Origin of the sequence: Nostoc sp. WHI (assembly GCF_015714725.1) — a bacterium.
Lineage (GTDB): Bacteria > Cyanobacteriota > Cyanobacteriia > Cyanobacteriales > Nostocaceae > Nostoc.
In genome coordinates, this window is sequence record NZ_WBKM01000345.1 from 20,154 (window position 1) to 38,638 (window position 18,485).

An 18,485-nucleotide genomic window follows, 5' to 3' on the forward strand; every position below is an offset into this window, starting at 1 on the left:
TTACATACAGTTTGATAACTTTTCGATAATCGCCTGATTTAATATCTTGCTTTCTATAAACATAATCCCCCCAAGGGGATGGAAATTGCATACAATATTTGACATCGTTACAGCATTCCGCGATGCCAAAAGCAGCTACATCCACCAGGCGCAAAGCCGAGCCACAGTCTGAGTCTCTTCCCACATGGGCAGATGACGCTGAACTGGTGGGATTGGTGTTTGACCTTAAGCCAAGCACTTCCACTTCCCTCTACTCGCAGTACACAATTGGACTCCATGCCTGGTTTCTTGACCAAGTACGACAATTCAACCCAGAACTTTCTGCATATCTGCACGATGGGGAGTCGGAAAAGCCCTTCAATATTTCGGCACTAGAAGGTCAACTCCTCGCCAGTGGTAGACAACTACAACTGGAAGCCAAGCAAATTTACCGATGGCACGTTAATGCTTTGTCTCCAAGAGTGGTGCAGTTTCTCAAGCAATGGTTAGCCCAACTGCCCCAAATCCTGGACTTAAGAGATGCTCCCCTGCAAATAAAACAGGTGAATATTGCCCATCCAGCCACTACCTACGCGCAACTATTGCAGTTATTACCAGAGAAACACCATAACGTCAACTTCAGCTTTGTCTCGCCTACTAGCTTTCGCCGCAAGGGTCATCATTTTCCCCTCCCAGTGCCAGTTAATCTGTTTCACAGCTACCTGCGTCGCTGGAATGATTTTTCGGGAATCCCAATCGAACAAGAACCTTTTCTCGATTGGATAGATGAAGGGGTAATTATCCATCAGCATCGCTTGGAATCGGTGAAGGTGGTAGCTGGCAAGCGGGGTTCGGTAACTGGGTTTACAGGGGCAATGTCCTGTGGTTTGACTAAAGCTGCTTTGGCTAACTCTGAGTTTACCCGGCTGTTTTATGCTTTGGCACGACTCGCTCCCTACTGCGGTACGGGACACAAAACTACTTTTGGACTGGGACAAACTCGCTTAGATTGGGTGGAACCAGGGACAAGCGTATCTACTCAGGTGCTAACAAATCTGCTGGGAAAACGCATTGATGAATTGACATTGCTATTCACTGCACAACGAAAACGCACAGGAGGCGATCGCACTGATAAAATTGCTTCTACATGGGCAACCATCTTAGCACGCCGCGAGATGGGAGAATCATTGCAGGTTATATCCGAAGATTTAGAGATGCCTTACGCTACTGTGAAAACTTACGTAAAGTTAGCTCGGCGAACGCTCAAGCCAGAGAATGCCAATAAAAGGGACTTTGAAAGCTAACATAAAATGTGTCTATTTATACAATAAAATAGTAACAATTATTATAGGCTTGTAAAGCCCTTTACTTTTATACTTTTGGCGAAACTTCACCGCCAAAAAAACACCAGAGCGATAGGAAATTACCTATGATCAAGTGCAATTGATGCTTATCAAAGGCAACTTGTTAAGTTGAACATATCCCTGTCAACAGCATAGGTGACTTCCTACGCCCTGGTTATTTCCTTTCATTATTTTAGGTCAACGGCTTTAGGCGATCGCTATAGTCTTATAATCCAAATGAGTAATTAGCCATCAGCCTAACCAATTAATTTCTGCCAGCTAGCAGGCCCAACAATCCCATCAGCATCTAAACCATTTTGCTGTTGAAATTTCTTAATTGCAACCTCTGTTTGCGGCCCGTAGACGCCATCATTATCAACACCCAAACGGTATTGCAAGTATGCGACAACTGTACCACCAGCATGGTTTGGTCTGATGATTCGTTTCGCCAAAATTAGATTTATGGCATTCCATGTAGCTTCGTTAGCAATTCCAGTCGGCTGAACCCCGACAATAGTCTGAAATTTTTCTGCGGCAGATTTGGTGTTAGCCCCGGTGAAGCCATCTTCCACTAACGCCTTACCATTTTTATCGGTTATTTTTAGTCGATTTAAGGCTTTTTGCAGTCTCAGAATAGTGGTATCTACATTATCCTCTTCATCTGATACGGGGTTAACAGGAACACTTGATACTTTACCAGTTAAGCCTTTAACGATCGCATTGGCCATTGCTTCTGGTTCAAAAAGATTCATATCTTTTGCCGAATCAATGAAGCAACATTCTACAAGAATCGCAGGCATATCTGTGTTTCTCAGAACAAACAAGTGGGAACCACTCTTAACGCCACGATTGAAAAATCCCAACTTGATGATTTGATCTAATACAGGTTTAGCGATTTTTCTCCCCTGCTCGCTAGTTGCAAATATTTCTGTGCCATTCGCTTGCCTGTTAAAGGCGTTAAAATGAATCGAGACAAAAATATCTACTTTACTGCCATTAGCTATAGTACATCTTTTTGAGAGTGATTCACGTACTGTACTGGCACTACTTGGTTTACATACTACCACTTCATTTCCTAAAGCTCTTAACTTGGTTATAACTCTATTACCTACATCTAGAGTTAAATTATCTTCAATTTTGATTCCTCTAGCTCCTGTGTCTGGTGGGCAATTGTGCCCGCTATCAATTCCAAATTTCATGTTTTCATCCTCAATTTACTTGTTTTTACACTACTTCAAAACTCTTTCAATTATAGAGACAAAGTTTTGTTATTAAATTCCTTTAAGTATTTGTTGACAATTTCCGCATTATTTTAAGCATTACTACGTTGGTAATTTTGTGCAAACCTGAATAGCAAATTTTATATGGTAAAATTCACTAATTAAAAGGGATAATATACCCAAAAACACAACCATTATAATTTAGCAAAATTGGTAATAAACCTTTGATTTTTGCAATAAATTGCAATGCACCAATTGCGTGCATTATTTAAATAATAACGCCTTGCAAAAGTATAAAGCCATGACAATGTACTTAGTACAAGAAGATAAAAAGCAACTATGCAGAAGCAAGAAAACCGATAATACAGGCTTTTCAGCAGTATGTTTATTTCTGCCATTCTGTATTAGTACCACTGAATGACCGAAATCTGTGGGTAGATATTTAACAATCAGCCTGAAAGCACGTTTAAAATTTAAGTAAAGAAATATTTCGTAGCTTACAGGCATGAAACGCATCGTCTTGGTTGCTGGGTTTGAATCGTTCAACACTGACTTGTACAGAAAAGCAGCTTTTTTGGCTAATTCTCGCTGTCCTGAGTTGGATATTCGGGTATTTAGCGATCGCGATCTTACTAGCATTGGTACTGAGGTAGAAGCAGCACTTCATGACGCTGATGTGTTTTTCGGTAGCCTACTGTTTGATTATGACCAGGTTGTGTGGCTGCGCGATCGCATTGCCCAAATTCCTATCCGCCTGGTGTTTGAGTCAGCCTTGGAATTGATGAGTTTAACCAAGCTGGGTATCTTTGCCATTGGCGACAACCCCAAAGGAATGCCCAAACCAGTTAAATTCATCCTCGACAAATTTAGCAACGGACGAGAAGAAGACAAACTCGCTGGTTACATCAGCTTCTTAAAAATTGGCCCCAAATTACTGAAATACGTGCCAGTGCAAAAAGTCCAAGACTTACGCAACTGGTTAATTATCTATGGTTACTGGAATGCTGGCGGTACAGAAAACGTCGCTTCATTATTCTGGACACTGGCAGAAAAATACTTGGGTTTAAAAGTTGGCGACATTCCCCCGCTAGTCGAAACCCCCAACATCGGATTACTCCATCCCGACTATCCAGGGTTTTTTGAATCGCCCCGCGAGTATCTGAAATGGTATAAAACCCATTGTAGAGACGCGATTCATCGCGTCTTCTCCCCAAATCGCGTTTCTCCAGTTGTCGGAATTCTCCTCTACCGTAAACACGTTATTACTAAACAACCCTACATTCCCCAACTAATTCGCAGTTTTGAAGCAGCTGGCTTAACTCCTTTGCCCATCTTTATCAACGGCGTGGAAGGACACGTAGCGGTACGAGATTGGATGACAACCGATTATGAAATTCAGCAACGACAACTAGGTAATATAGAGACTCCCTCACTATCTAATGAAGCAGTAAAAGTAAATGCGATCGTTTCTACAATTGGCTTTCCTCTCGTGGGTGGCCCAGCTGGTTCAATGGAAGCAGGGCGTCAGGTGGAAGTAGCAAAGCGCATCCTCACTGCTAAGAATGTACCTTATATTATTGCTGCACCACTGCTAATTCAAGATATTTCCTCGTGGACGCGCCAAGGTGTCGGCGGATTGCAAAGTGTGGTGTTATACGCGTTACCAGAATTGGATGGGGCTATTGATACTGTTGCCCTCGGTGGTTTGGTAGGCGAAAATATTTATCTGGTTCCCGAACGGGTGCAGCGATTAATTGGTAGGGTGAAAACTTGGGTGGCTTTGCGGCAAAAACCTGCATCGGAACGGAAGATTGCCATTATTTTATATGGGTTTCCCCCAGGTTATGGTGCTGTAGGCACAGCTGCATTATTAAATGTCCCGCGTAGTCTCCTAAAGTTTCTCCACGCACTTAAACACCAAGGTTACACCGTCGGAGATTTACCCGAAGATGGGGAAGAATTGATTCGTTGGGTGAAACAGGCGGATGAATCTTTAAATGATGCGGAGAATATTCCTGCATCTGTAAATGTCCGCACATTAGAAAAATGGTTGGGATATCTGCAAACCTCCCGTATCGAAAAACAATGGAAATCTCTCACGGGAACTGGAATTAAAACATCCGGCGATGAATTTCAGATTGGTGGTGTGCAATTAGGGAATGTGTGGATAGGTGTACAACCACCTTTAGGTATACAAGGCGACCCTATGCGTTTAATGTTTGAACGAGATTTAACGCCCCATCCCCAATATGCTGCTTATTATAAATGGTTGCAAAATGAGTTTCAAGCTGATGCTATAGTTCACTTTGGTATGCATGGAACGGTAGAATGGTTGCCTGGTTCTCCTTTGGGTAATACGGGTTATTCTTGGTCAGATATACTGTTAGGAAATTTGCCTAATTTATATATATATGCGGCGAATAATCCTTCTGAGTCTATTTTGGCAAAACGTCGCGGTTATGGTGTGTTAGTTTCTCATAATGTACCACCTTATGGTCGTGCAGGTTTATATAAAGAATTGGTAACATTGCGTGATTTAATCTCAGAGTATCGAGAAGATCCCCAAAAAAATTATGTTCTTAAAGAAGCGATTTGTAAAAAAATTGTTGACTCTGGTTTAGATGCAGATTGTCCATTTGAAGATGCTAAACGGTTAGGTATTGCCTTTACTCCAGAAAATATCCGAATGTTTAGCGTTCATACTTTTGATTCTTATCTGGTGGAGTTATATGAATATTTGCAAGTTTTAGAAAATCGTCTATTTTCTTCTGGTTTGCATACATTGGGGGAAGCACCTAATGAAGAAGAATTGGCTTCATATTTAGAGGCTTATTTTGGAGATGAAAATGAACCACACACAGAAGAAGAAAAGCTAATTACAGATTTGTTGATGCAATCCACGGATGAATTAACAAATCTATTGCGGGGGTTGAATGGGGAGTATATTCCGCCTGCACCTGGTGGTGATTTATTGCGGGATGGTGCTGGTGTGTTACCCACTGGGAGGAATATTCATGCTTTAGATCCTTATCGGATGCCTTCACCTGCGGCGTATGAACGAGGACGAGAAATTACTCAAAAAATTATCGCCCAGCATATCGATGAACATGGAACATATCCCGAAACGGTGGCGGTAATGTTATGGGGATTAGATGCGATTAAAACTAAGGGTGAATCTCTCGGTATTTTGTTGGAATTAGTAGGTGCTGAACCTGTTAAGGAAGGAACTGGGAGAATTGTTCGTTACGAATTAAAACCGTTGGTAGAAGTTGGACATCCCCGCATTGATGTGTTGGGTAATTTGTCTGGTATTTTCCGAGATAGTTTTGTAAATATCATCGAATTGTTGGATGATTTATTTCAACGGGCGGCTGATGCTGATGAACCCGAAGATCAGAATTTTATTAGGAAACATGCATTAGCTTTAAAAGCCCAAGGTATAGAAAATGCATCGGCGAGATTGTTTTCTAATCCTGCGGGTGATTTTGGTTCTTTGGTGAATGATAAAGTTGTGGATGGTAACTGGGAATCTGGCGAGGAGTTAGGCAATACTTGGGAAAGTCGTAATGTGTTTAGCTATGGTAGAAAAGATAAAGGACAAGCTAGACCAGAAGTGTTGAATACTTTGTTAAAAACTAGCGATCGCATTGTTCAAGAAATCGATTCTGTAGAATATGGTTTAACCGATATTCAAGAATATTACGCCAATACCGGCGGTTTGAAAAGGGCAGCAGAAAAACAACGCGGCAAGAAAGTTACAACCAGCTTTGTGGAAAGTTTCTCGAAAGATACTACACCCCGCAACTTAGATGATTTGCTGCGGATGGAGTATCGCACTAAGTTGGTAAACCCCAAATGGGCGCAAGCAATGGCGAATCAAGGTTCTGGTGGTGCTTTTGAAATTTCCCAACGGATGACAGCGTTGATTGGTTGGGGTGGAACTGCCGATTTTACCGATGATTGGGTTTATGATCAAGCGGCTGATACTTATGCGTTAGACGCAGAAATGGCGGAGAAATTACGCAAAGCAAATCCCGAAGCTTTTCGTAATATCTTAGGGAGAATGTTAGAAGCACATGGGCGGGGTTTTTGGCAAGCCGATGCAGATAAGTTGGATAAGTTGCGCCAATTGTATGAGTTGACAGATGAGGAATTAGAAGGGGTGACGATTTAGAAATCAGTTGTTATAAAAATCACGAGATTATCTTTGCAACTAATTATAAACAAGGAATCCTAGCATCAACAGACAAATATAAGCCTGAAGAATAACTCTAGTAATCTTTCAAGTTGAAATTGATGGGTAAGCAAGTTCGTAGTAAGGACTTCAGTCCTTATTTTCTAAGCATTAAAGTGCTTACTACAAACCCTTTATTACTAGCTTGACAAAGTACTAAAAATGTTATTGTCACTCTATGATCTTTTTAAATAGCGCCCAGTAGGAGAACCCAAAACCTGTCCGTTGTTGTAAATAAGATTTCCCCGTAAAAAGGTACTTTTGACCCGCCCAGTTAACTCTACTCCTTCAAAAGGTGTATAACCTTGTTGTGACTCCGACTCAGCCGCACTTACTACAAAAGTTCCATTGGGGTCTACCAGCACCAAGTCAGCATCATAGCCAATGGCAATATCGCCTTTTTCTAACAAACCAAAACGCCGTGATGGATTCCAAGATAACAACTTAGCCATGTGGTTGTAAGACATTCCTCGCTTGCTGCCTTCACTAAATACACCAGAAAGTAAATATTCTGTACCGCCAAAACCAGACTTGGCTAACCAAATATTGTTTGGGTCTTTAGTACTTCTTTTTTGTTCAGCAGAACAGCAAGCGTGGTCGCTAACAATCCAATCTACTTGATTATTGAGTACTGCTTGCCATAAGTATTCCACATCGGCACGAGGACGAATGGGAGGGTTGACTTTTGCCCAAATTGTATTAGTAGTATCGACATCTAATAATAAATGTCCGATAGTAACTTCTCGCCGAAAGTTGATATGAGGAAAAGCAGTTTGCATAGTTAAAGCTGCTTCCATTGCCTTACGCGAACTTAGGTGTAACAAATTGATATTTGCACAGTTAGTCTCATGTGCTAAGTAAGAAGCAATGCAAATTGCTAATCCTTCAGAATGAGGGGGACGCGCTGCACTGTAAGCGCGTAATCCGCTAAGACTAGAATCGTTTTCAACTATTTTAGTGTAGGCGTTGAGAATTTCTGCAACTTCGCAATGCAAACTTAAGCTGATAATATCTCGCGCTTCTGGATGTGCTTTCATCAAGCGAGTTAGACCGCGCATAATAAATTCAAAATGGGCAAAATCGTACCGTTCCTCTTTATTAATCATCAAAAAGAGGTTTTGCTGGTCTGACAAACCATGCAACCCATAACCGCCATAAAACATGAAGATTTTAAACGAAGATATACCATGTTCCTCAAACAGTAGAGGTATTTCATCGATATGCTGACTGGCAATAGGTGCGACGTGATAGCTGTAATCTACAAAGAAATTACCTGCGGATAACGCCAACACTTCTGGAAAAAAATCGCTGTAGGAACCGCCTTTGTTGAGATAATACTGTCCTGTACGGATGTAATTAAGACTAGTTGTTACTCCCCCCATTGCGGCTGCTTTGGTTTCAGTCACAGCATCTTGGTTAAGGGGTTGATAAATACCGATATGCATATGGGCATCCACGACTCCAGGAAAGCACAACAGGTTTTTGCCATCAAATACCTCTTTACCTGTGTCTGGGCTAATATTAGGGGCAATTTGGGCAAATTTCCCATCCTTAATTCCTAAATCAAGTAGTTCGATTGCATCATGATGGGGACGAACTACCCGCACATTTTTGATAATTTGATCTAATACGGGAGTTTCAGACACGTAAACCTCACAGTAAAATGAGTTTAGTCAGGAATTTCAACATCATACCGGGACGCAGACCAAATCCTATTACCATGTAACGTTTTTTATTCAATTATCTTCAGAAGAAAAGACAATGGAAAGTTTTAATGAGTATCATATTAATCCACAGCAATTTCCTTTTCTCAAAAGCTTTCAAGATAATTGGCAAGTTATTAGAGATGAGTTTACACACTTTATTAAGCAGGCATCTAATGAGGAGTTAAAATTCACTTACGATATTCTAGGGCCTAAAAGTAAAACGATTAAAACAAAAGGTAATGCGAAATACAGTGCTTTTGGTATTTTATTTCAAGGGATGTTTATTGAAGAATATGTTCAAGTGCATCAAATACAATATCCTGATTATGGATTAGATGATGCCTCAGAAAAAGCATTTGTATTAAGAGAGAAATATTTCCCAAATTTAGCTAAAGCAATAGAAAAAGTGAACTTGATTGATGATAATTTAATCAGAAATGTGTATTTTGGTACATTCCATCCAGGCTTGGATATCAAACTGCATGTGAACTATAATCCTCACATGAATCGTGGCTATCTAGGATTGATTGTACCAGATGGAGATATAGCTATGAAAATATGCTGCGATCGCCTTTATTGGCATGAAGGAAAATTCATGGTTTTAGATCATAGCTATCCACACTGTCCACATAATTACACCGATTATGATAGAACAGTTTTGGTTGTAGACTTTTTTAAACCAGATAAGCTTAGAGAGGAAGTGATCCGATTTGAAAAAGAGCAAGTCACACAACGGATGCAAGATAATCCTTACAGTTTAGGTGTTTTTGGTAAAAGTGATCAAGCTAAAGTAGAAGATTTTATCAAGTATGGTTTAGCTCATCAATTAGAGTGGGATAAAGCCTTATAAGCTTAATATGAACTCCACACTGGCTGAGGAAAATAATTGAATATAAATTCCCCAGCTTCTCTTAAAATTCCTACGGTTTTCAAATGTCTCCACACTCACTGGTGAAATTATTTGAATGGCAATATTAAAGACTTACTTGTCCTTATCGAGTGCAGCCTGAAGACGTGCCTGATCTTGCTGAGTAATATCTGGATTATGCAGTATCCAATAACAGTCTAGACGGTCATTGGTGCGAAACAGAAGTAATGCTCCACTTTCCGTCCAGAACGGGCCGTGTGGAATGTGTGCTGGTCGCCAGTAATAGCCGTCTTTGCACATTGCTGTATAGCGTCTATTAAAAGGATCATCGTTCATAGACCAATGTCCAAGCACATCTCCACAAATGACGTATGCCTCCTCAGTAGTAGGATGACCAGCATAGAAATTGCCTTCAATCCACATAGGTACTAAGCCTAGAATCCATGTGGCGCGTCCGGTTTTTTTATTGGTATACAGGCTTTTACGTGCTGAACCAGGAGGTAAGAAGGTTGTGCTTTCCCATTTCATGGCGTGGAGTTCTTCCAAGGGAACATACTCAGTCATCCGTTCATGAGTCTGCATATTCACATGATATACAGAAGTTTCCGGGATTTGTTCAAGGCTTGCGTAGTCTTCTGTGATGTAAGTGGGGGTAGCATCTGGCATCCACAAGATAATGGTGTCTTCTTCCGTTTTCCAAGGGCCAGTAGGTATGCCAGATGGAATGAAAGAGTAACTGAGATTGCGTAGTGTAAAACCACCCTGGCAAAGTGCGCCGGTTAGCACAAAAATCTCCACATCGGTAGTGAAATGACCGATAGGTGCGTTCCAACCCTTTTTCAGGACGACTCGCTGTGTAGATTCACCTGTACTTTCGTTGACGGATAGAACCTGAGCAGTACCGTGTTTACCAATAATAAAGTTTTTTACGTTAAAAGGCACTTGTGGAAAGTTAAGAACTGAGTTAAGTGATTCTTCAGTTTCTACATGTTTGCGCCCTGCCGAAGTGTTTTTGTTCATTTTAATACCTGTATATGTGTGTGGAAGATTAAATTATCGAGTGAATATGAGATTTTATTGTCATCATGTCCTTTAACCATATCTGTTTCCTGCATCTACTAACTTTTTACTTAGAGCATATTGATTAGACTTGCTTAATTAATTAGCCTTGAGTTTTAATCGAAATAAAAATACAAAAATTAGAATACTAAAAGTAAATATAATAAAATTGGCTTAGACGTATGACTATTTGTTAATTGATACATTCTTTTATCACATTTTTTTGGAAACCTGCTTTTGTTAGATATTAAAGGGGAGCCACAATGACACAAGAGTCAGAAAATACTTTAAAAGTTGCTCAACAAGCATTTGAGCATTTTACGCATGGTCTAGCAACAGGAAAGTGGCAAGCATTTCTAGATATGCTCACAGAAGATTTTACCCTTTGGTTTCCGGTGGGTAAATTTCACGGGTTAAATGTGGGAAAAGAACGAGCTAGAGAGTTTTTCGAGTACGTTTCTGAATCATTCCAAGGCGGACTCACTTTGACCCTAGACCGTTGTATCAGCAATGACACAACGGTTGTTTTTGAGTTTCGGGATGAGGGACGTTTGTTGGAAAAACCTTACAAAAATCGCGTAGCAGTTTCTTGGGATGTGCGTGGAGACAAAATTTGCGCCTATCGGGAATACTTTGGCAGCGATGGCAAATCGTATTAAATAATTTGTAATTCGTAATTCGTAATTCATAATTATGAATTATTTAATTCACTCTCCTTAGTTACTCTCAGGGTTGAGTTCGTTGATTTCTCTGCACTTAGCCTCTGCTGCTTGATATGCTGTTAAGTAGTCTAAACCACCTAGCATTACATCACCGTAATATTCATAAGGTGGTTCACCATATATTGGCAATGGATCATCTTCTGGATAATCTTCTTTCGATTCTTCAATGATGGCTTTCAGTTTCTTTACGGTCAGTCTTTGTGCTGCAAAATACCATATTTCTTGGGGATTTTTGTTCAGGTGCGGAAATGTGGGATCGACAATGCGTATATCGGAGGCGTCGCCTAGCTCAATCCAACTGTGTTCAATCGGTCTGTATGGCTTTCCAGCAAAAGCTAAAAATCCCTGAACATATTTTGCGCCCTCAGTGGCCAATGCTGCTTTGTAAGCATTATCAAACGGAGTACTAGCTCTGCTGTTTATGCCTTCAGCAATTTCGATTGACAGCGTTTCATCCAATGGTTTGTTCATCAATAGCAAGGATTAGAGCAGCCGTTAAAATATACTACCACTCCTGCTAACCGTCTGGCTGAGGGATTAAGGGGGCAGAGAAAGATGGGGGAGGCTTTGGAACTCTATTCATCTCCCTCAGAGCCTCAAAATTCTCACTCCCCACTCCCAATACGGTTCGGTTAGGGCAAGAGACGCGAGAAATCGCCGTCTCTACAATAATTAATCTTTCGTCGTGACGGCGACTTATCGCATCTTTCCGATCTAGAATTTTTATCAACAAATCTTAACTGAAGCGTATTGTAATAACTCCTAACTCTACTTTGTACTAATAAGTAGGTAAACATAATTAATTACAAGATTTTGTCTTTACTACTCAGCGCTCAGTTATCGGTTGACAAATAAAGAACCCCTACATTATTGGTGGAGGGGTTCTTTATTTGATACACAAACTCTTAACTATCTTTTCCACCTTCGCGGCTATTAGTTTGGATGTACAGAATTAGTAAAAACACAGTGGGAACTAGCACGAACAAAATAGTTGCTACGAACCCCAGGTCATTAACTTGCATAGCAAGAAAGCCTCTCTTAATTTTCCAGTCAACAACATTAGGATAGCATTATCGACGACAGAGTTATACCAATTCAAAATTCAAAATGTTCGTGTAGCGCGTTACCCTAAGCAGTTCGACAAAGCTCACTGTACACTTGCCTTACCCCTATGGGGAAGCAAGCTACGCGGAGCGTCTTGTAGAGAAGGGTCTTGTAGATTGGAAACTCAATTTTGGCAAGTATTTGGACTACTGACTGATACAAATTGAAACAATAGCAGATTTGAGAACTTAAGGTTTTGTGACTACACTGACTGAGCCATTCACTAAAGTTTGACAGGCAAGGCGGTAATTTTCCGGCTTTTTCTTGAATTTCCGGTTTTCTACATCTGTGCGGGGGGAAAGATTTTCTAGTCCTTCTACTATCTCGACAATGCAAGTGCCACATTGACCATTGCCACCGCAATTCGTCATCTTGCCAATTAATTTATATATATCAATACCATTTTGCATCGCCTTGAGTCGAAGATTAGCACCATCGGCCACTACTACTTCTTTATTTTCTTTAACAAATTTGATATTACCCATAGCTAATTCCTCCTTGACTGTAGGCTTGGCTTTCAAGGCTTCATATTGACATGGCTTGATTCCCATCTTATTTATTATATTAATCCATTACAAAATATTAATAAATATTAATTTTATAAAAGATGACGCGACAAAAAAATAGAACAGGCATAACACCTGTCCTATAAATTGAAAAATAGATTAACTTACCTAAATCCTACGGCTGCTTGCCAAACGAAAGCAAGCAACAAGAAGAATACGGGAATAACTGGGAGAACGTCCACCAATGGGTCAAAGATTTGATAAGCTTCAGGCAGTTTTGCTAATAAAAGTGCTGCTTCCATGTTTGTTTAAATCCACCTATCCAACACAGCGTTCATAATTGAGAAGTATCTTAACATGGTTTGGTCACTGATCATTTGTCATTTCCTCTTCATCTGATGCTAATTCAGGTGAGTTGAGCCAGTGACCAAATTCTGTGGTGAACCGATCGCTTAATATTGCTTCTCTAATTTTTTGCGTAAACCCAATTAGTTCGGTAATATTGTGAATGCTTAACAAGGTATAAGCTAAAATTTCCTGCGATCGCACTAAATGAGATACATAAGCGCGGCTGAAATTTTGACAAGTGTAGCACGGACAAGTTTCATCTAATGGCGCAAAATCTTCACGAAACTTAGCATTTTTTAAATTCCAGCGATCGCCTTGGACTATTGCCGTTCCATGTCTAGCCCAGCGTGTAGGAATTACGCAATCAAATAAATCTATACCAGATGCGATCGCGATCGCCATTTCCCGATAAGTACCCACACCCATCAAGTAACGCGGCTTTTCGGGCGGTAAAAGCGGTGCTGTCACTTTTACAATCTCAGCCATCAATTCTGGTGGTTCTCCCACACTCACGCCACCAATGGCATATCCGGGCAAATCTAACTTAGCCAAAGCTTTAGCCGCACGGCAACGCAAATCCAAATACACGCCTCCCTGCACAATCCCAAACAAAGCCTGCTCACTGCTTTTATGAGCCTTTATACAGCGTTCTAACCAGCGATAAGTGCGCTCAGTTGCGGTTTCTACCTCTTGGCGAGTCGCTGGGTATGGCGGACACTCATCAAACGCCATGATCACATCTGCCCCTAAAATATTTTGAATTTCAATTGAACGCTCCGGTGTTAAATTAATAATTTGTCCATCATGGGGCGATCGGAAAGTTACGCCTTCTTCAGTAATTTTTCGCATCTCGCTTAAGCTGAACACCTGAAACCCACCCGAATCTGTGAGCATTGGCCCGTTCCAACCCATAAATTTGTGCAACCCACCACCTCCAGCCACGATCGCTTCTCCTGGTTGTAGGTGAAGATGATAAGTATTGGATAAGATCATTTGCGCCCCAGTATCTCGTAGTTGGGCTGGGGTGACGGTTTTGACATTTGCCAGCGTTCCCACTGGCATAAATCTGGGGGTTTCTACAACACCGTGAGGAGTGAAAAACAGTCCTGCTCTAGCTTTTGTCTGACTACAGCAAGCAAGACATTCAAAGGAAAAATTCGCACTCATGCCATTTTGGATTTTAGACTTGTCGTGAGCGTTCAGCCGAACGATTTTGGATTGTGAAACGCTAATCGGTAAAGAGTTTCAAAAATCCATAACTAGCAGCCATAAAACCAAATGGTATTAGGGCAAAATTAATATTATTTGGCTAAATTATGGAAAAACATAAAAACTGGTCATTAAGTTTAAGTCAACACTTAAGCACTCACTACTAACCTAGTTACCAACTTTACGAGTATATACTGTAATAATTGTTATTTAGAAAGAATCAGAACAGTCATCATCAATTTCTGCATCCCATCTGGCTGAGAGTACTTGCTCCATCATCGCTTCTATGGCGCTGATATTGAATCGCTCCCGTCGCTCTTGTAAAGGGGTTGAGCGGGGAATCAATCGCAGACAAACCCCATCCTGCATCAAATCGAAGTAGGTTTCTTGTTGCGACGACTGTTTTAGTTCCAAGTAATCAAAACTACAAACATTCAGGTATAGCGCGTGGTTAGCCACTAAGGTAGACCTTTGCGGATTGGCAAAAACCTCCATCACATCCCCTTCACCCTCGCTCAGTACCTTATCTTCTTGGGTGTAGATGTAGTGGACTCGACCTAAATCTGTCAGCAATCGCCGTATGTCGAGCTTATTCACAATGATGCCCGTGTTAATAATGCACGGAGCTGGTATCCTAATGTCGGGTAGATGGTGACTCATAGGGAAATAGCGATTAGAGCTACGGAGAGTGACAACACTGCTAGAAAGTCAATTTAACAGCTTGTTGACTCCCTACATCTAAAAAAATATCAATTTTGTAGGGCGATTGTCTAATAATCTGAAGTAAGTTTTTAGTTAACGAATACAAAACACAAATTTTTGATCGCTAATGGAATTGTAATTTCCTAAATCACATAGTGCCGTATAAAAAATTGCTCAAATATATTGACTTACCACTGAGATTTAGCATAACAAAATTTTTAGGGAGAATTTCTAATATGAAGTAAATCTTATCTAAAGCTTTAAAGTCCGCTCATATCGGTTGTATCGGAATTAAAACTATTATCCAGCAGCTTACCAAATATTAATCTAATTCAGATGACGAAACAACAGTGGTGGAAAAAGCTGCTGTTAAAGCTGGCAGCTAGTATTATATTTTACACTAGTATTCCACTACCGTATTTGCACGGTTTGGACTTTGGGGGAGTGGCACGTCTTGCTTCGCTTGTAGGGTTGATAATTGGGGGAATTTTAGGATTATTGGATACAGGGATGGATTCTATTGGGATGCCCGTGTTAACTCGTAGTGCTTTGGTAGTAAGTATTTGGATTGCTATAACTGGAGGACTGCACCTAGATGGGGCAATGGACACAGCCGATGGTTTGGCAGTGGGCGACCCAAATCGGCGGCTAGAGGTGATGGCAGATAGTGCCACAGGTGCGTTTGGAGCAATGGCAGCGATCGCCTTAGTGCTACTGAAAATAACTGCGTTGACTGATATATCAGAAAACCGTTGGTTGTTGCTAATGGCTGCTTGTGGCTGGGGACGCTGGGGACAACAACTAGCGATCGCGCGATACCCTTACCTAAAACCAACTGGCAAAGGTGCATTTCACAAACAAGCCATTCGTTCTTATAAAGATTTGTTACCGGGATTGTTGTTGCTGTTTAGTTTAAGTGGTTTACTTGTGCTGATAGATCAACAGCAAGTATTTCTTGCACTGGCAATGATACTTGCTGGAAGTGCGATCGCCACTTTAACTGGTGCGTGGTTCAACCACAAACTAGGTGGACACACTGGAGATACCTACGGCGCAGTCGTTGAGTGGACTGAAGCCCTATTCCTCTGTGTATTAACCGTTGTAGGAAGTTAGCGTGAGCAGTCAGGAGTTATTCTCACTCCCCTACTCTTCACTCAGCACTCAGCACTCAGCACTCAGCACTCACTTAATCGGTTGCAGCTTTGTCACTTTGAGTTTAAAAGCCCCAACCCCAGTTTCCCCAAAAGACCGGACACGAACAACATAGGTTCCTGTCTCTACAATGCGGGTAAATAGTAGGGAATTGCTACTCCCATCAGGAGCATCATCATTTTCTGCCAGAGTCGAACCATCAGGTGCTAGCAGTGTGATGATACTGTCAAAGCTTTCAGATGACAGATCAACTGCTAAATTATCGCCCTTTTCCAGCTTCACTGTGTAATCACGGGCAAACCCACCTTGACCTGTGGGAATGTCTTTGTCTGAAAGGCTATCGTCAAGTTCAGTACTGTTAGATAAAGGGATTGGACTATACAACTTATTTTGAGCAAAAGCTGCACTCGTACTTATGCCTATTACTAGCAACGTGGCAGGAATGATAATGAGTTGTTTTAAATCTGCTGCAAAAGCTTTATTCATAACACTTCAAAGAATTTTTCCCCAAATATAGAGTAAATTGGTCAATTAATCCACTTTTAAGCCAAAGCTTGCCATTACTCTTGATTTATCCGTCTTTTACGGCAGTGGCTACAGCTACTAATCCTAAAACTACAATTCCATACTGACGAAGTGTTTGCACAGCAGACCTGGCAGTAGCACCAGTAGTATAAATGTCGTCTACTAACAGCACTGGGACATTTGGGGGACGATCGCGAAATTCTTGTCCAACAGCAAAAGCTTCAGCCAAGTTTTTTTCTCGTTTAGATGCCGATAAACCAAACTGCGCTTCAGTTTCTCGCACTCTTGCTAAACCGTTTAGTTTCAATTTTAATCCAGTTATTTCGCAAAAGCTTTGTGCTATCAGTGCGGCTTGATTGTATTTACGTTGCTTTTGTTTGCTGGGGTGGAGTGGGATGGGAACTACCACAGGCTGGCTATCTCGCCTCGGTGAATTTAACAACCATGCTTCTCCTAACCATTGACCCAAAGGACGAGCTATTTGGGGTTTATTTTCGTATTTCATCGCCGCGATCGCTCGTTTCACCGGGCCACCATACTCCCCCCAGCCAAATACTGGTAGTGGCTCTTGCCACAAAGAAATCGGGTCTTTGCGTTGACATTTTTGCAGTTGTCTGGTGCAGTTCTGACAGAATTCTTGGGAAGTTGCACGTTGGCACAGGGGGCAATGGGATTGGAGAAAAAGATTGAGTAAGCCTGTAAGATTTTTAGTCCAAGTGTGCATTTAGAATTGTCCTTTGTCATTTGTCCTTACTTAATGACCCTTGACCAATGACTTAAAATACACGCGATCGCAGCGTGTTGTTTCAATACCTACCATTGCTGGAGTGTAGCCGTTGCTTTCATAGAGCTTGACTGCTTCGACCAAAGCGCTAGCAGTTTCAATCCAAATTTGCTCAAAACCACGCTTTGCGATCGCTGCTTCTAGCTGTTGTAACAAATATTTCCCCAGTCCCAAACCCCTAATGCTGGGTAAAAGATACATTTTGCGGATTTCTACAGCTTTTTCACCACGCTGTATGGGGTAGTATGCCCCAGTACCGACTAACTGGCTTTGGTGTTCAATTACCCAAAACTCTCCTCCAGTAGTTAAATAATATTCTTCTACTCGCAGCACATCTCGGTCAGCACCGTTAGGTTCCCACCCCAGACCGTATTCTGATAATACATAACTGATGACTTCGGCGGCTCTTGTGCGATCGCTTTCCACCCAATCACGAATTAAAAAATCTTGATAATAGTTTTTCATTACCATTTGCTGGTCAAGTTTACACAGAAAATTTTTCCGCATCCATATCCCAATTTACCCAGCAAATAGCAATTCTTGCAGAGTTGATTTCAGACAGTACTCTCAAGGCGTAAATTCTGCAACTGCCAAAAAAAGTCATCCTTAACAAATAAATTGGCTCTACATCTACATCATCAACGCAGAGTCAGGTGTATTCTTGCCAGAAATCGAGTTCTTGCGCTTCTAGTTCTTAACCGAAGAAAGGCAGAGGGCAATTGACACTCCCCGACCTAAAGGTACGGGGATTCTGTAATCTACGTCAGAATTTGCTCTAGCAGGCTTTCGCCAACTAGCGTAGAGATTCCAACTCCTACAGCGTTACTTCGGGACTGCCCGTCCCTAGCTTGTTTTGCAAGGTTTAAAATGTTAATCGCTGCGTTTTCATCTCTATGTAAATTACATCCACAGCTACAAGCATGGGTACGAGTTGATAGAGATTTTTTCACAATTACACCACAACTACTACATTTTTGTGATGTGTAATGTGGTGCTACAGCAACCGCTAGCTTACCAAATTTAC

Annotated in this window: 18 protein-coding genes; 5 read left to right on the forward strand and 13 right to left on the reverse strand. The window is 41.2% G+C overall.

The annotated features are described in order from the left end of the window. Positions 1-122 precede the first annotated feature (122 nt). A complete protein-coding gene (cas6, locus tag F8S12_RS35175; protein ID WP_196520912.1) occupies positions 123-1,283 on the forward strand; it encodes a CRISPR-associated endoribonuclease Cas6 in 1,161 nt (386 codons plus the stop codon). A gap of 296 nt (positions 1,284-1,579) precedes the next feature. Here the strand turns inward: cas6 and F8S12_RS35180 are convergent, their stop codons facing one another. Further along, positions 1,580-2,521, reverse strand: coding sequence for an N-acetylmuramoyl-L-alanine amidase (locus F8S12_RS35180; RefSeq protein ID WP_196520914.1), 942 nt, complete (start codon positions 2,519-2,521; stop codon positions 1,580-1,582). 526 nt (positions 2,522-3,047) lie between these two features. Here F8S12_RS35180 and bchH point away from each other — a divergent pair. Next, on the forward strand, positions 3,048-6,716 hold the full coding sequence (gene bchH / locus F8S12_RS35185; protein ID WP_196520916.1) for a magnesium chelatase subunit H: 3,669 nt from the start codon (positions 3,048-3,050) through the stop codon (positions 6,714-6,716). A gap of 236 nt (positions 6,717-6,952) precedes the next feature. On the opposite strand, the gene F8S12_RS35190 is transcribed toward bchH, so the two are convergent. Beyond that, positions 6,953-8,422, reverse strand: coding sequence for a dihydroorotase (locus tag F8S12_RS35190; protein WP_196520923.1), 1,470 nt, complete (start codon positions 8,420-8,422; stop codon positions 6,953-6,955). A gap of 115 nt (positions 8,423-8,537) precedes the next feature. On the opposite strand from F8S12_RS35190, the gene F8S12_RS35195 reads away from it, so the two are divergent. Continuing rightward, positions 8,538-9,332: an aspartyl/asparaginyl beta-hydroxylase domain-containing protein gene (locus F8S12_RS35195; RefSeq protein ID WP_196520925.1), complete on the forward strand. Its 795-nt coding sequence runs from the start codon at positions 8,538-8,540 to the stop codon at positions 9,330-9,332. A gap of 132 nt (positions 9,333-9,464) precedes the next feature. Here F8S12_RS35195 and F8S12_RS35200 read toward each other — a convergent pair whose 3' ends face one another. After that, positions 9,465-10,370 carry a DUF4437 domain-containing protein gene (locus F8S12_RS35200; protein WP_230968494.1) on the reverse strand — a complete coding sequence of 302 codons (906 nt, stop codon included), beginning with the start codon at positions 10,368-10,370 and terminating at the stop codon, positions 9,465-9,467. A gap of 302 nt (positions 10,371-10,672) precedes the next feature. Between F8S12_RS35200 and F8S12_RS35205 the strand changes: the two genes are divergently transcribed. Next, a complete protein-coding gene (locus tag F8S12_RS35205; RefSeq protein ID WP_196520927.1) occupies positions 10,673-11,068 on the forward strand; it encodes a nuclear transport factor 2 family protein in 396 nt (131 codons plus the stop codon). 57 nt (positions 11,069-11,125) lie between these two features. On the opposite strand, the gene F8S12_RS35210 is transcribed toward F8S12_RS35205, so the two are convergent. The 6 genes from F8S12_RS35210 to F8S12_RS35235 form a co-directional block, all read right to left on the reverse strand. Then, positions 11,126-11,602, reverse strand: a complete 477-nt coding sequence (locus F8S12_RS35210; RefSeq protein ID WP_196520929.1) for a hypothetical protein — start codon at positions 11,600-11,602, stop codon at positions 11,126-11,128. A gap of 434 nt (positions 11,603-12,036) precedes the next feature. Beyond that, a complete protein-coding gene (gene psbM / locus F8S12_RS35215) occupies positions 12,037-12,153 on the reverse strand; it encodes a photosystem II reaction center protein PsbM (protein ID WP_196520931.1) in 117 nt (38 codons plus the stop codon). Between the two features lie 270 nt (positions 12,154-12,423). Further along, entirely contained in the window at positions 12,424-12,720 is a 297-nt protein-coding gene (locus F8S12_RS35220) for a 2Fe-2S iron-sulfur cluster-binding protein (RefSeq protein ID WP_196520944.1), read from the reverse strand. Positions 12,721-12,905: 185 nt separating this feature from the next. Then, entirely contained in the window at positions 12,906-13,043 is a 138-nt protein-coding gene (locus tag F8S12_RS35225) for a photosystem II reaction center protein K (RefSeq protein ID WP_006195022.1), read from the reverse strand. Positions 13,044-13,107: 64 nt separating this feature from the next. After that, positions 13,108-14,256 (reverse strand): tRNA guanosine(34) transglycosylase Tgt, encoded by a 1,149-nt coding sequence (gene tgt, locus F8S12_RS35230; protein WP_196520933.1) that lies wholly within the window; start codon positions 14,254-14,256, stop codon positions 13,108-13,110. A gap of 252 nt (positions 14,257-14,508) precedes the next feature. Further along, positions 14,509-14,958, reverse strand: a complete 450-nt coding sequence (locus F8S12_RS35235) for a hypothetical protein (protein ID WP_196520934.1) — start codon at positions 14,956-14,958, stop codon at positions 14,509-14,511. A 378-nt stretch (positions 14,959-15,336) separates the two neighbouring features. Between F8S12_RS35235 and cobS the strand changes: the two genes are divergently transcribed. Next, positions 15,337-16,113: an adenosylcobinamide-GDP ribazoletransferase gene (gene cobS, locus F8S12_RS35240; protein ID WP_196520936.1), complete on the forward strand. Its 777-nt coding sequence runs from the start codon at positions 15,337-15,339 to the stop codon at positions 16,111-16,113. A 69-nt stretch (positions 16,114-16,182) separates the two neighbouring features. On the opposite strand, the gene F8S12_RS35245 is transcribed toward cobS, so the two are convergent. The 4 genes from F8S12_RS35245 to F8S12_RS35260 all read right to left on the reverse strand — a co-directional run. Then, complete coding sequence (locus tag F8S12_RS35245; RefSeq protein ID WP_196520938.1) at positions 16,183-16,638, reverse strand: PPC domain-containing protein; 456 nt, start codon at positions 16,636-16,638, stop codon at positions 16,183-16,185. A gap of 85 nt (positions 16,639-16,723) precedes the next feature. Beyond that, on the reverse strand, positions 16,724-17,401 hold the full coding sequence (locus F8S12_RS35250) for a ComF family protein (protein ID WP_196520940.1): 678 nt from the start codon (positions 17,399-17,401) through the stop codon (positions 16,724-16,726). Between the two features lie 30 nt (positions 17,402-17,431). Continuing rightward, positions 17,432-17,926: a GNAT family N-acetyltransferase gene (locus F8S12_RS35255; protein WP_196520945.1), complete on the reverse strand. Its 495-nt coding sequence runs from the start codon at positions 17,924-17,926 to the stop codon at positions 17,432-17,434. 293 nt (positions 17,927-18,219) lie between these two features. Then, on the reverse strand, positions 18,220-18,485 hold a 266-nt coding region (locus tag F8S12_RS35260; RefSeq protein WP_196520942.1), incomplete at its 5' end, for a zinc ribbon domain-containing protein.

Bases quoted from the DNA above. Each gene is read 5' to 3' on its own strand.
- cas6 (WP_196520912.1), top strand. From the start codon at position 123: ATGCCAAAAGCAGCTACATCCACCAGGCGCAAAGCCGAGCCACAGTCT.
- F8S12_RS35180 (WP_196520914.1), bottom strand. From the start codon at position 2,521: ATGAAATTTGGAATTGATAGCGGGCACAATTGCCCACCAGACACAGGA.
- bchH (WP_196520916.1), top strand. From the start codon at position 3,048: ATGAAACGCATCGTCTTGGTTGCTGGGTTTGAATCGTTCAACACTGAC.
- F8S12_RS35195 (WP_196520925.1), top strand. From the start codon at position 8,538: ATGGAAAGTTTTAATGAGTATCATATTAATCCACAGCAATTTCCTTTT.
- F8S12_RS35200 (WP_230968494.1), bottom strand. From the start codon at position 10,370: ATGAACAAAAACACTTCGGCAGGGCGCAAACATGTAGAAACTGAAGAA.
- F8S12_RS35205 (WP_196520927.1), top strand. From the start codon at position 10,673: ATGACACAAGAGTCAGAAAATACTTTAAAAGTTGCTCAACAAGCATTT.
- F8S12_RS35210 (WP_196520929.1), bottom strand. From the start codon at position 11,602: ATGAACAAACCATTGGATGAAACGCTGTCAATCGAAATTGCTGAAGGC.
- psbM (WP_196520931.1), bottom strand. From the start codon at position 12,153: ATGCAAGTTAATGACCTGGGGTTCGTAGCAACTATTTTGTTCGTGCTA.
- F8S12_RS35220 (WP_196520944.1), bottom strand. From the start codon at position 12,720: ATGGGTAATATCAAATTTGTTAAAGAAAATAAAGAAGTAGTAGTGGCC.
- F8S12_RS35225 (WP_006195022.1), bottom strand. From the start codon at position 13,043: ATGGAAGCAGCACTTTTATTAGCAAAACTGCCTGAAGCTTATCAAATC.
- tgt (WP_196520933.1), bottom strand. From the start codon at position 14,256: ATGAGTGCGAATTTTTCCTTTGAATGTCTTGCTTGCTGTAGTCAGACA.
- F8S12_RS35235 (WP_196520934.1), bottom strand. From the start codon at position 14,958: ATGAGTCACCATCTACCCGACATTAGGATACCAGCTCCGTGCATTATT.
- cobS (WP_196520936.1), top strand. From the start codon at position 15,337: ATGACGAAACAACAGTGGTGGAAAAAGCTGCTGTTAAAGCTGGCAGCT.
- F8S12_RS35245 (WP_196520938.1), bottom strand. From the start codon at position 16,638: ATGAATAAAGCTTTTGCAGCAGATTTAAAACAACTCATTATCATTCCT.
- F8S12_RS35250 (WP_196520940.1), bottom strand. From the start codon at position 17,401: ATGCACACTTGGACTAAAAATCTTACAGGCTTACTCAATCTTTTTCTC.
- F8S12_RS35255 (WP_196520945.1), bottom strand. From the start codon at position 17,926: ATGAAAAACTATTATCAAGATTTTTTAATTCGTGATTGGGTGGAAAGC.